This is a genomic window from Pseudoalteromonas sp. B160 (assembly GCF_037162485.1).
Classification (GTDB): Bacteria; Pseudomonadota; Gammaproteobacteria; order Enterobacterales; family Alteromonadaceae; genus Pseudoalteromonas; species Pseudoalteromonas rhizosphaerae.
The window spans coordinates 203553-217601 of the sequence record NZ_JARLUX010000002.1 but is presented as its reverse complement, the minus strand read 5'-3'; the positions used below and the strand labels follow the sequence as shown (position 1 = coordinate 217601).

Sequence of the window (14049 nt, the reverse complement as noted above, 5' to 3'; positions counted from 1 at the left end):
GGATTTAAATACAAATGCTATCTGTAAGCCAGTTGTCTATAGATTATGGCAGTAACCGTGTAGTAAGCGACCTAAATTTGTTGCTTGGTGAAAGTGAAATTCTCATGCTAGTAGGCCCTACGGGCTGTGGTAAAAGCACAATTTTACAAGCGCTCGCCGGACTAATCCCTATTAGCGAAGGTGAAATTAACTTAGGTAAATGGCAGGCTACCCCAAAATTGACTGTGCCGCCTGAAAAACGCAGCGTAGGTATGGTATTTCAAGACTTTGCGTTATTCCCTCATTTAACCGTTGAGCAAAACATTGGCTTTCGTTTAAAAGATACCGCCGTTGCTGATCATTGGATAGCCCTTCTGGGTCTTGATGATTTTCGTCATAAAAAGCCAGCCACCCTTTCAGGCGGTCAAAAACAACGAGTTGCACTAGCACGTACCCTTGCCCACCAACCTGACTTTGTGTTACTTGATGAGCCGCTTTCAAACCTTGATGCGGCACTAAAAGATATGCTGCGCTGGGATATCCGAAATGCCCTGAAAAAAGCTGGCGTGCCTGCAATTTGGGTGACTCATGATCAAGAAGAAGCTTTATCAATAGGCGATCGTGTGGGTGTGCTCAAGGCCGGAAAAATCCAGCAACTTGATACTCCTGAGCGTTGTTTTAGTGTGCCCAACAATCGCTTTGTTGCACGTTTTTTAGGTGAAGCAAGTTTCATTAGCGGTTTTTTTGAGAATAATCAAGCAACTACAGCCATCGGCAATGTGCCCGCTCTAGCCGTAGATTGCCAACAAGGTGAGGTGGATGTCCTACTTCGCCCCGACGATGTAATGCTAGTACAAGGTGAGATCGGCAACAACGGTGTGGTCGTATGGGTACGCTTTGAAGGAGGGAGTCGTTTATGTGCAGTAGAGCTTGCCTGTAAAACAGTGGTTACTAGCCGCGTAAGCCACGAAGTCGTGGTATACCCTGGCGATAGCGTGCACGTATCGTTAAGTACTTCGCATCCACTCGCGGTGTATAAACGAGCAATCTAAACTCACTTTAACGCTTAAGTTACAACACTAAAAAAGCCCATCTAGATGGGCTTTGCTGTAGGTGCTTTACTTTTTTAATATGATAATTTTAACGACACCCTTGGCTATTAAAATCAACCACTAGACTTGCACCAGTACTATTGCCCGACACCTTTAAATAACCCCAATATTGGCTTTGATCACTAATATAAATACATTCGCTATTGCCGCTATTACTGGACTGAGCCTGTTCATTACTGCCATTTGGCCAGCTGCTGTTTGAATAACTTAGGCTGATGTCGCCACTGCCATTAGCGGTGGTTATCGCCACACCACTTTGACTTTGAACGTCAGCAATACTAAACCACATAGGATCGCTGTTACCCAAACAAATCACTTCACCGTCATTTAAACGGCCATTGCTACGACTACCTTGGGTAGCACATGCATCAGGTATATTACTGCTTGCTCCTGTGTATGAAGCAGTTAATTGCACATTATCAAACATGTTATAGCCACGAACCATTACTTGATAAACACCTGCTTGCGCAGGATTTATTACACATTGTTCACTATTACCACCGACATAAGGACGACAATCATAACTATCCATTGTTGGTGTAGCAGCATAACTCACATATAAATCAGCATCGCCCGTGCCACCACTTAAGCTAAACACTAAGTCGCTGGCACCTTGCGGTACATCAAAGCTGAAATACAACAGCTCATCTTGCTCGCCAGCAATAGTCATTGGTTGAGCGTTTATCAACTCGCCGTTACCAACGCTGCTATCCTCTTCAATACTAGCCAATGTTGATGCGGTTTGGCTGGCACCTTGGTTATCAACAACCGTTAACGATACGCTATATTGTCCTGATGTTGTATAAGTATGCACCGGGTTTGCTTGATTAGAACTACTGCCATCACCAAAGCTCCACTGATAACTAACAATTGAGCCGTCACTGTCAATACTGCCATTGCTCGTAAAATTGATCTCATTGTTTTGCATACCAGCATAAGGTCCATTGATGTATGCGATTGGTGGCGTATTAGTGGTTGTACCTGCAACTAAGTCATCACACCATTGTACAAACTCGTTTTCATAATTATTTGCCCACTGCACAGTTTTCGCTTTATAAGCACTCCAATTACCAATGCGTGTATCTGCAAGCATGGCATTAATTTCACTGTAATGGCGTTCGAACATAAAGCGCACAGCTAAGTAACCCCAGCGATAAATACGGTCTTGATCAAAACCGTCATAGTTAGTGGCAAATACTTGCGCTAAGGTATAACGCGAACCATCACTGATGGTATTTTTAGCGGCGTCATTGTTATCAAGATTAGCAACATATTCTGCAACGCCTTCTGACCACCACACGATATCTTCAGTTGGTGAATTAAAGTTTCCATATAAGTCAAAACGACCATCTAAGTAATGCACATATTCGTGCTCTAGATTCCACACGTAATGCTCAGCATTGGCGTAACTCGCCTCATAGGCAATAAAATTTGCTTGATTACCCACAACTGCGGGGTCACCTTCTAAATACATGCCGCCATTATTGGTGTTAATGCCAAAAATCGCACCTGCGTATTTACTATAATCATCGCTGCTATCAAATATATTTACTTGTAAAAAACTGTTGTTATCATCGGCAACTGGGGTGTTATTGGTGGCAAGTTTAGTGTGAAATAAACCTTCTTCTGCGCCCATTGCAGCACATGCAGCTGTATGTTGTGCTGCAGTCATATTTTGTGAGCGAATTTTAATAGTGCTACTACAGCTATAATTTTGCGAAAGCGCTTGCTGAGTAAGTTCATCAACAAATCCACAAATACCATAGTCATTACAATCAGCGTAATAACTGACAGAATCTGCCGCCGCAAGCCATACTGCATCACCATAGCCAAAGCTGTTATAAGTACTAAAAACCGCTTTTAAGCCAGTATCAACAGTAGCTTGAATAGCAGTGTCGGAATACTGCTTAAGGCGCGCAAGCTCACTGGCTGCATTAACAATTAAATATTGTGCGTCAGAGTCAATCATCCACTGCTTTTGGGTAAATGCATTCAGCTTAGTAACTAAATCAGTATCGCTAGCTACAGCTGTAACAAATGCATCATTCCACTGGCCTCGATAAAGTAAAGTAAAAATACCATTCACCGCACTGCGTATATTCCATTTTGCAGCATAGCTTTCGTTAAAACGCGTTAGCCACTGTTTCACCACATACAAGTAACGATGTTGCTGTTCAGCGCTGTCCATCGTAATGATCACTTCAGAAAGCGTTTTACCATGGCCGTCATTATCGTCATAAAAATGGCTGTTGTTTACAAAAGCATCTATCGCATCAATTACGGCAGGCGTAACCCAAGAGCTAAAGCTCACGTTGTCGTTGTAAAATTCCGCATAAAAACCAGCTCGTAAATATAGGAACAATGCCTCGAGTTCAATGTCACCACCGCCAGCATAAGTCTGTGAGAGTGACTTTGCATGATTAGCAACCGCATACATATTATCAGAACTAAATACTAGGCTCTGAGTTGATGCTGATGCACTAAATAGTTCATTAACACAGCCACTACCTTGATTTTTAAGCTCAGTAATAATGCTCGTTGAACTAGCATTAGCCAGTGCATTTAAATCGCAGCTGACTGTTGCAGCTTGGCTACGCATCATTAACATACTAAATTTTTGGGGTTGTGATTGCAGCTGTGCTATTGGTGCTTTTTCATTATGGCCGTGTTCAACGCCATGATGATGCACACGTTCAACAATCGCAGCTTGTGGCTTGAATACGCGCTGATGGGTCGTATTAGCAAGCGCCATAGAGCTTGCTCCTAATAACGGTAACGCCAAAATCAATCTATTCATTTTCATAATTTACCTTTGATAAATTTTATTATTTCAATCCAGAACGGGTTATCAAGGACGCAATTTGCAACATATAATCGCCATTACATACAATATACTTTGCCTAAAACTAAAAAATTTTTAATTCATTAGTTGTAGCAAAATAGAAAACAACAGCACTTTATCATCAAAAAGGGTACATATGTAAAGATATAAATGATAAGGCGACTTTGTGAAAAATCACCCAAACAGTAACGTGTGAGTTAGTAAGCTAGCAGATATAAAAAAGCCAGTACTTTATTATTAATAACAACCACTTTCTAGTTCATTCTTGTTCCTAATACCTAATTACGTAACTTGCTATACACGCTACAATATAATTAACACTTTGATTTAGCGTGAAATATGGTAATTTATTAGTGAATCGCGTTCACTATCATGAGAAGTCGTATGACCCAAAAAAACATTGGACATTAAAAAGCATCGCCAAAGAATTAGGCGTTTCTAACGCCACCGTTTCAAATGCATTTAATCGTCCAGATCAACTATCAAAAAGTCGTCGCGAGTCTATTTTATTGGCGTGTAAAGAGCTTGGCTATTTTGGACCCAATAAAGCAGCGCAATCATTACGCCGTGGTAAATTTAATATTGTTGCGCTGGTATTACCTGACAGTATTGAGTATATGGTGTCGGATCCTGTGGCCAGTAGTTTTATGCGTGGTGTGGCTTCTATCCTTGAAAAAAACAATATTAACTTATTATTATTTTCGGGAAATAGTCAAAACCTTAACAGCGTATTAGATTTTGTTGATGGCTTTATTTGTTATGGTCGTCCGCGCAATCAATCACTTGTAGATCAATTAAAAATTGTACCCAAACATGTGGTTACCGTTGATTTTGATATTGATCGTAATGCCTCAGTAAACATAGATAACGAACAAGCTAGTTATGAAGTGGCTAAACACGTATTAAAAAGCAGTGCTGATCAGGTCGCTATATTGGGACTGCGGTTATTAGATGAAAATGTATTGTGTCGTGTATATGAGCATCATGAATGCGAAGCCGGTCAATCAATTGCACATCAAAGATTACGAGGTTATCAAAAAGCATTAAGCGAAGTTAACATTACCTTAGGTGACGATAGAACTTGGAATATTCCAGAAAGTAGCGAACGTTATGCGAGCATCGCAGCAAAAGAGGCGCTCAACTGCATACCTAGACCCAATGTATTACTTTGTATGAGTGATCTTATTGCCCTCGCGGCAATTCGCGAAGCAGTTAAAATAGGTATAAAAATACCCCAAGAATTGCGAATTGTTGGATTTGATGGCATTGATGAAGCGCAGCGCTCTATGCCAACATTAACAACAATTCATCAAAATAGTGAAGAAAAAGGATCGTTAGCAGCTAATTTATTTATTAGCAAAGAAGAGCAAAAAGCACTTATCAACTACCAATTACAGTTAGGTCATAGTGGCTGATAAGTGACTGATTGTAAGGTTTAATTTAGTTTAACAAATCATTTAGTGAGGTGAGTATTTGCTCATTCCCAGTGCGTTCAATTATTAACGCTTCGCGACGTGCAAAATTAACTTTTAGGACAATTTCACTGTCGTTTAATAGCCACTTTAAAGCACAACTATTGTCATCACCTTCAACACTAAACTCACCTGCAAAGGCACTGTGAGTATTACGTATCTCAATTAATTTTAGTAATCCCTGTACAACAGGCTTTGCAAGAGACTGCGCAATGATATCAGCATCTAAATATGGACGATTAATATCACGACCTACATTTGATTTTGCTAGTAACGCCATATCATTTTCAGCTGCGAATAAGCCACCGTAGTAAACTTGTGGTACGCCGGTGCAAAAAATTGAATCGCGCGCGCAACTAAATAGTCAAAATCATTTGCACCTAACGCATTGTAATAAGTGCAATTTACTTGGTACAAGTCGACATTACTGGCAGCAGCCCCAGTTGCTTGGCGGCTTTGGTTATTGCTATTTGCATGAATAGTTTCAACTAGATTATCAATTTGCGCTGCATTTAATAATCCTGGCTTATCACCCATTGGACCCGCATCAATAATACCAATGCCATCGTGGGTATCGAGTACTGTTAAGCAATTACGTGGTGAAATATTTAACCACTTTACAAGTGCATCACTATTATTGGTAAATAAGCTGTGCAAAATCAATGGTGGTAATGCAAAGTCATAAACCATATTGACCCGCTTTGCGACGTCAACTTGAGTTTGATAATGGCTGTGAATTTCAGCAATTGTTTCCATACCCAATGCATTAGCTTGCGCCGATAACTTATCTAAATAATCAAACGTTTCATCTAGCATAAAGCAGTTTGTGCCAGCTTGCTTAATCGCGTAACCCGCCGCATCTAAACGAATAATATTAACGTTATTAGCAGAGAACTTTGTTAATACATTATTTAAATACGCAACGCCCGCAGCAACTTTAACATTAATGTCGATTTGATTATCGGTAAACGTGGTCCAAAAATCATACGTTTGACCATCGCCACATGGCATTGGAGTAAAACAACTGCCAGGGCGCGGGCGATAAATCGCTTTTTGCTCGGCGTCACTCATACCATTTGGAAAGACATCTTCTTTAGTTAAAAATAAATCCCAAAACGGTGATGCTTTACCTTTTGCTAGTACATCCTGAAACTGAAAGGATTGCGCCGATACGTGGTTCACAATCAAATCGGCCATCAGATCATAGTCTGCTCCTAACACTTGAATGTCTTGCCAAGTACCGATCCGTTCATCCACGGCACTATGATCAATAGGGTCAAAGCCTGCATCACTACCATCAATTGGATTGTAGAATGGCAATAGGTGGACACCTCCGAACACGCCGTGTAATGGACCATTTAAAAGTGCGGTCAATGCGTTGATATCTTGGCCAGTGATTCGATCAGCATATGTGATCAATTGAACTTTATTCTTCATCATTGTGTGATTACCATGTTGAAACTTAATCGATTAAGATATATCTTTAACTAGCAAGTAAGAATTTACAAGTAATTTTTAATAATTTTACATACAAAAATCGTGGCTCACGTAATACTACAATAAGTAACTAACTGACTTACTAAGTGTTAACTGAGCATTTAACGAGGAAAAAGTACATGACAAAATCACACACACACGTAAGCAGCGATCCGTTGCAACAAATACGCTGGCTTACATATATGATGTTTTTTATGTTTGCCATGACTTCTGATGCGGTGGGCATGATCATACCTGAACTTATTAAAGAGTTTGGTTTAAGCATGACCCAAGCAAGCGCGTTCCATTATGCACCTATGGCGCTAATTGCTTTTAGTGGATTGTTTTTAGGTTTTTTAGCAGACAGTTTAGGGCGTAAAACAACCATCATGCTAGGCCTTTTAATATTTTCGGCGAGCTGTTTCTTGTTTGCGTTTAGCACCAGCTTTACCTTCTTTTTATTGCTACTTTGCTGCATAGGCTTAGCCATTGGTTTATTTAAAACGGGTGCGCTTGCGTTACTTGGTGATATTTCACATAGTAACGAAGATCACACTAAAACGATGAATAAGGTAGAAGGCTTTTTTGGCATAGGCGCCATTGTAGGGCCAGCTCTAGTAGGCGTCTTACTGGTGCAAAATGTAAGCTGGACTTACCTGTACATTATTGCAGGTGTAATGTGTTTAATTCTCGCTTTACTAGCGTGGCGTGCAGACTACCCAGCCGTTGTAAAAACCACAGCAAAGCCCACCTCGCTTGCCACCACCATGAAAATGATCAAAAATCCGTATGCGCTAGGTTTTTCTCTGGCAATTGCCCTTTACGTGGCCACGGAGGTTGCTATTTATGTATGGATGCCTACGCTGTTAAAAGATTACACTGGCTCTTGGCCACTACTTGCAACCTATGCATTGACAATATTTTTTGTACTGCGTGCCGCAGGGCGATTTATTGCCGTATGGTTACTAAACCGCTATAGCTGGCAAGGTGTTATGGCCTATTTAAGCTTAGGCATTGCGCTGTGTTATGTCGGTACATTATTCGGTGGCGTTGATTGGGCTGTGGGTTTATTGCCGCTTTCGGGGTTATTTATGTCGATGGTTTATCCGACTTTAAACTCTAAAGGTATATCCTGCTTTGCAGTGCAACAGCACGGTGCTGTGGCGGGCGTGATATTATTTTTTACCGCACTTTCGGCGGCTTTAGCACCCTTGTTCATGGGTATGATCAGCGATTACTTTGGCCATGTGCGTTACGGTTTTTATTTAGCTACGGGCTTTGCTGTCATTTTATTTTTAGCTATGCTGTTTAATTATTTTAAAGATCCATCAGCAACGGCTTTACAGCAAGATAACCCTGTAACTGAGTAAACCTATATTCTAAGACAATAAAAAATACTTTATAAATCAATGAATGAATAAAAAAAGAGCAAATTAAGCACAAAATAATTTGCTTCTTGTAAAATATTTGTTATTTTTACTTAATCGATTAAGTAAAAATACAAATCCAATTGGGTTCAACATAACGAGGCGTAACCATGACAACACACAACACACCTTTATATTTAATCAGTGCATTAGCACTTGCAGTAAGCCAAGGCGTACATGCGCAACAACAAGATCAAAATTCTCAAGTACAAGCTAACAAAGGTCTTGAAACAATCGTTGTAACTGGTGTACCACGTCGTACAACGATTATGGCATCAAGCGTATCAGTCAGTAGCTTGTCGCTTGAACAGGTTGAAGTGTCTACACCTCGCTCAACCGCTGAGGCGTTTAGAATCATTCCGGGTATTCGCGCAGAATCGACCGGTGGTGAAGGTAACGCAAACATTGCTGTGCGTGGTTTACCTGTGGCATCTGGCGGTGCGAAATTTTTACAATTACAAGAAGACGGTTTACCTGTACTGCAATACGGTGATATCGCTTTTGGTAACGCTGATATTTTTATGCGCTTAGATAATACCGTACAAACAATCGAATCAATTCGTGGCGGCTCAGCATCGACGGCTGCAAGTAATGCACCTGGTGGCATTATTAACTTTATTTCTAAAAATGGTGAAAACGAATCAGGCAGCGTATCAACTACTCTGGGCCTCGATTACGATAGCGTTCGTACAGACTTTGAATACGGTACTTACCTAAGCGATAGTGTACGTTTTCATGTCGGTGGCTTTGTTCGCCAAGGTGAAGGTCCACGCGAAACAGGTTACACATCAAATAAAGGCGGGCAAATTAAAGCCAACCTAACCAAAGATTTTGAAAACGGCTATGTTCGAATTTATTACAAGCATTTAGATGATAAAAGCGTAGGTTACTTACCGATGCCAATGTATGCAAATGGCGATTCTATCCCTGGGTTTGACGCACAATCGGATACACCACACTCGGCATTATTTACAAAAACAGTGCGTCTAAACGGCGAAAACCAAATTAGCAGTGGCGATATTCGCGACGGTATGAACCCTAAAGTTGACTCAATTGGCTTCGAAGCAGTATTTGACTTAGATAATGATTGGCGTATCGAAAACCGTTTTCGTAAATCATCTGTAAGCGGTAACTTTAATTCACTTATTCCTGCTGAAGTAGGCAGTTCAACGTCGATTGCAGAAAGTATTGGCGGCGCAGGTGCAACACTCAGCAATGCAAATACTGGGGCTGCATTTAATGACAATTTAGCAATGCGCATTCATACGTTTGACGTCACAATGAACGACTTTGACTCTATTGTGAACGACTTTAAATTGACTAAATCGCTCGATGACGACACCAGCATTACGTTTGGTTACTACGCATCAACGCAAAACATTGCCATGTCGTGGTTATGGAACTCTTATCTAATGGAGCTTAAGGGCGATAACGCAGCCTTATTAAATGTCACAGCTGCCGATGGTACTGAGTTTTCTGAAAATGGTTTATACGCATACGGAACACCTTTTGGGGTAACTGTTGTCAGCGTGATTACGACACAGAATACGACACTCGCGCCCCGTACGTTGCATTTTCTACAAAACTTGGCGATGTAAGTATTGATGCAAGTGCCCGTTACGATAGTGGCGAAGCTCGCGGTAATTACGCAGGTGCAGTAACCTCTACAGTTGATATGAATCGTGATGGTGAAATATCCGTTCCTGAACAAAATGTTGCAGGCATTGATATTACTAATGCCAGCCCAGTTAACTACGACTGGAACTACACATCTTATTCAATTGGTGCTAACTATCAAATTGACCCAAGTCTGGCAACATTTGCTCGTATCAGTAAAGGCGGACGAGCGAATGCTGACCGACTTTTATTTGGTAAAGTACGTGCAGATGGCTCTGTTGCGAAAGAAGATGCTGTAGATGAAGTTAATCAATATGAGTTTGGGGTTAAAAAACGTTTTGATTCCTTCTCTGTATTTGCAACTGCTTTTTATGCAGAAACTGAAGAGCAAAATTTTGAAGCTACATCACAAACCTTTTTCGACCGTGAATACGAAGCCAAAGGGATTGAGATTGAATCAACTTACTTCATCGATGCGTGGGATTTTCGCGGTAACTTAACCTGGACCGATGCTGAAATCGTTAAAGATGCACTAACACCGGAAGTAGAAGGTAATACGCCTCGACGCCAAGCAGATTTAATTTACTCACTAATGGCGCGTTATAGCTACGAGAAAGGTGCAGCTGGTGTAAGCTTTATTGGTACTACCGATGCATACGCTCAAGACAACAACGACCTTAAATTTGATGGTTACACCCAAGTAAATGGCTTTGTAAGCTACGATTTATCTGAAAACCTTAGCATCGCGCTTAATGTAAATAACCTATTTGATACAGTCGGTATTACTGAAGCCGAAGAAGGTTCTATCCCAGATAATAATATTATTCGTGCCCGCACTATTAACGGCCGTACAACGTCACTAACACTTAAATACCTATTTAATTAACCGAGCTTTAGTATTTTTAAGCGCTGAATAATGTATTTTCAGCGCTTGATCTCCTAACATCTATTTACCTTGAAAGACTCTCCCACTACTTTTGACCTAGCCCTTGCTAGGTTTTTTAGGATTTACAATATGACCAAATTACTTAGCCTTGGCGAGCTGCTTATTGATATGCTGCCGCAAGATTCTCAAAACAGTGCTTATTTGCCCATTGCTGGCGGCGCTCCTGCCAATGTAGCGGTAGGTTATGCCAAACTGGGCGGCAAAGCGGCTTTTTGTGGCGGTATGGGCGATGACTATTTTGCTAAACAATTAAGTAAATCGCTTGCGCAATATAAGGTAAGTACAGAGTACTTATTTACAATTAAAGACTCTCAAACGGCCGTGGTTATTGTCAGTTTGGATGAAACCGGTGAACGCAGCTTTAATTTTTATCGCCACAATACCGCCGATTTACTGTTAACGAGTGAGCATTTAAACCATATCAAATGGGATGAATTGAGTACCCTACACTTTTGTTCCAACACGTTAACTAATTTAACCATTGCGCGCACCACGATCAATGCTTTAAAGCTGGCTAAAAAGAACCATAAGCTAGTCAGCTTTGATGTGAATTTACGCTATAGCTTGTGGCAAAATAGCAATGACATTGAGCAAAATGTACACGCGTGTTACGCCTATTGCGATATTGTTAAGCTATCGCGTGATGAGCTGAACTTTTTAGCTGAGCAAACACAGCAAGCACCTGATGATTATTTACAATCTATTTTAGATACAGGTGTTAAATTGGTATTTTTAACCGATGGCCCTGCACCGGCAACGGTTTACCATAACGTATTTACATTTACTGAAGCTGCACCAATTATTACGGCGGTTGATACCACCAGTGCGGGCGATGCGTTTATTGCCAGGGTTTTGTATTATTTAAATCATAATGATGAAAATATATTGCTCACGGATAAACTCAACAATCAGCAAATAGTAAAACGCGCTTTAAATTTCGGCCTTCGCTGTGGCTCTAAAGCCTGCTTAGCCAAGGGGGCTTTTCCAGCATTACCTACACTTCAAGAGGTATAATACCAATCCGCAATAATACTTAATAATTTTACGGGGCTAAACGTGTCGCTATCTGCGTTAAAAAATTCTCATTTAGAACAACTAAATAGCAAATTTTTTGCCTAGCTATCAACACGTTTTTCCAGCCTCAAAATAGATCACTTAATTAAGCGAATTGGTATAAAATACTTTAAAAATAAAGGCCGATTATGGCCTTTATTTAAGCATCTACTTCTTCATCATTACTTTTTAACCATTCTAAAGCCGCAGTGGCGTTCTCAAAATATTGAATTTCACCTGATACAAACCAACTGCCTAATTTAGCGATGGTTGATTGCCAGTCTTTGTTGCCGTATATGGCTATTTTTTTAAACTCTTTGTTGTGTTTTAAGCCAAGTTTTAAATCATCCCATGCGGCTCTAAGTTCCCAGCCATCAAGCTCAGTTCCATCTATGAGTACATTAACAATAGGATGTTTAACTTCGCCAAGCGCAGAGTCTATCATCGGCGTAATCACTTCATAATCTTTGTGAGTGAGTGTGCCTATGGCTTTTAAGGTTAAAAAAACTCGCAACCAGAGCGCTCAATACCAATAGATAAGCCGTGTGTTAAATTTACCATAACCCGAACTCCGCAATAAAATGAGCATTGAGTATAGGTGATAGCTTAGTAACCAATAGTGAAGTAGATCAAAAAACAGGCACATATACTTTTATTGTGCCTATTTTAATTAAATGCTTAATTATGCATTTTTAAGCCGTGCTATTTGGTTTTCAACATCTGTTAAATGATCGATTTTAAGCCAAACTCTGGCTCCTTCACTGCCTGCTATTGCTTTAATTTCGCTGTTAGGCGGCACTCTTAACCAGCTGTGTTTTACTAATGTATCGCCCTGCTCTTCAAGCGAGCCTTCAAGAACTAAAAGCTCGCCCCCACCCAAGGCGTTTAACGATATTTCACTGTTAGGTGCAAATGCTAAAATACTCACCTCTTCAAAGGCGTCTTTATAAAGAGGAGCTACATTTACATCACTAAACTCAGGGTGAGGAACACCGTGCATGGTATTAGTTTGCAAGCGAACATGCTCTCTGTCCTCTGGCTGAAACTGCCATAATTTTACAAATATAACGCACCCGTTTTCAGAGCTTGGTGTATGTTTTGACTCAGGCGGATTACGAATATAAGAACCCTTGGGGAAATCACCATGTTCATCTTGAAAAACACCTTCAAGCACAATAAATTCTTCACCGCCGGTATGTGTATGGGCAGAAAAATGGCTGTTTGGCGCATAACGTACAATGCTGGTTGCGCGTGCAACCTCATCGCCCACTCTATCAAGTGGACGCCTATCAACACCCGCCATCGGTGAGGCTATCCATTCTAACGATTCGCTATGCACAACAACACGTTCGCTAAAATCAGCTGCAATTTTCATAAGTAGCTCCACATTATAAATTGATAACTAAGCGACAATGCTTGGACGTTGAGAGACCTTTTGTTGCCATGCAATTAAATGTGATAGCTCACTAGGAATAGCAATTTTCGCAAATCCTGCAAACACCAGACCGGCGTACAAAGTAATATCTGCAACACTAAAATTCTCACCGGCAACATAAGCAGAATTGGCTAACACTGTATTAAAATAAACAAAGCCTTGGCGCGCTTTTTCACCTTGCTTTTCTCCCCAAGCAACATTTTGATAGGTTTCAAGTGCTGGGCCTAAGCCATCCGTTGCATGATGAAAGTAACTGGCTACAGCATCAAGGACCATTGACTCCGCACGCTTTTGCACCATATTAATCACCGCGCGTTCTTTTGCCTCAACACCGGTTAATGAAGGGCCAGCAAAAGAACTATCAATGTATTCAGTAATCGCGGTGCATTCTGCTATATATGTCCCGTCATCTAGCTCTAAAACAGGCACGCCTGCTAAGGGGTTTTTAGCTAAAAAGGCTTCAGTACGATGCTCACCATTTAATAAATCAACAGCAACAAATTCTACTTTGTCAGTCGCATTTTTTTCAGCAAGTGCAATACGTACACGTAATGGATTAGGAAAGTTTTCTACGTCATAAATTTTCATAATTATCTCTTTATATTTTTAACCACAGTTTGAACTAATATTGGCAAGATTAAATTACCTACCTACTGATAGGTAATTTATATTAAGATCTCGATCTTTGCA

General features: G+C 40.6%; 7 protein-coding genes and 3 pseudogenes. 5 read left to right on the top strand and 5 right to left on the bottom strand.

What is annotated here, in order from left to right:
• Positions 1 to 14: 14 nt before the first annotated feature.
• Positions 15 to 1031: an ABC transporter ATP-binding protein gene (locus P4S61_RS19655; protein WP_149981802.1), complete on the top strand. Its 1017-nt coding sequence runs from the start codon at positions 15 to 17 to the stop codon at positions 1029 to 1031.
• 88 nt (positions 1032 to 1119) lie between these two features.
• Here P4S61_RS19655 and P4S61_RS19650 read toward each other — a convergent pair whose 3' ends face one another.
• Entirely contained in the window at positions 1120 to 3894 is a 2775-nt protein-coding gene (locus tag P4S61_RS19650; protein WP_337119030.1) for a collagenase, read from the bottom strand.
• A 392-nt stretch (positions 3895 to 4286) separates the two neighbouring features.
• On the opposite strand from P4S61_RS19650, the gene P4S61_RS19645 reads away from it, so the two are divergent.
• The gene (locus P4S61_RS19645; protein ID WP_337119286.1) at positions 4287 to 5348 is read left to right on the top strand and encodes a LacI family DNA-binding transcriptional regulator; all 1062 of its coding nucleotides are present in this window, start codon (positions 4287 to 4289) and stop codon (positions 5346 to 5348) included.
• 25 nt (positions 5349 to 5373) lie between these two features.
• On the opposite strand, the pseudogene gtfA reads toward P4S61_RS19645, so the two are convergent.
• Positions 5374 to 6845: pseudogene (gtfA, locus tag P4S61_RS19640) on the bottom strand (sucrose phosphorylase).
• A 176-nt stretch (positions 6846 to 7021) separates the two neighbouring features.
• On the opposite strand from gtfA, the gene P4S61_RS19635 reads away from it, so the two are divergent.
• The 3 genes and pseudogenes from P4S61_RS19635 (at position 7022) to P4S61_RS19625 (ending at position 11885) form a co-directional block, all read left to right on the top strand.
• On the top strand, positions 7022 to 8251 hold the full coding sequence (locus P4S61_RS19635; RefSeq protein WP_149981806.1) for an MFS transporter: 1230 nt from the start codon (positions 7022 to 7024) through the stop codon (positions 8249 to 8251).
• Between the two features lie 167 nt (positions 8252 to 8418).
• A pseudogene (locus tag P4S61_RS19630) lies at positions 8419 to 10811 on the top strand (TonB-dependent receptor domain-containing protein).
• A gap of 129 nt (positions 10812 to 10940) precedes the next feature.
• The gene (locus tag P4S61_RS19625; RefSeq protein ID WP_337119029.1) at positions 10941 to 11885 is read left to right on the top strand and encodes a carbohydrate kinase family protein; all 945 of its coding nucleotides are present in this window, start codon (positions 10941 to 10943) and stop codon (positions 11883 to 11885) included.
• A gap of 199 nt (positions 11886 to 12084) precedes the next feature.
• Here the strand turns inward: P4S61_RS19625 and P4S61_RS19620 are convergent.
• The 3 genes and pseudogenes from P4S61_RS19620 to P4S61_RS19610 form a co-directional block, all read right to left on the bottom strand.
• Positions 12085 to 12485, bottom strand: a pseudogene (locus P4S61_RS19620) (STAS/SEC14 domain-containing protein).
• Positions 12486 to 12606: 121 nt separating this feature from the next.
• Entirely contained in the window at positions 12607 to 13299 is a 693-nt protein-coding gene (locus P4S61_RS19615) for a cupin domain-containing protein (protein WP_337119028.1), read from the bottom strand.
• Positions 13300 to 13326: 27 nt separating this feature from the next.
• Positions 13327 to 13947, bottom strand: a complete 621-nt coding sequence (locus tag P4S61_RS19610) for a glutathione S-transferase family protein (RefSeq protein WP_337119027.1) — start codon at positions 13945 to 13947, stop codon at positions 13327 to 13329.
• Between the last annotated feature and the right edge of the window lie 102 nt (positions 13948 to 14049).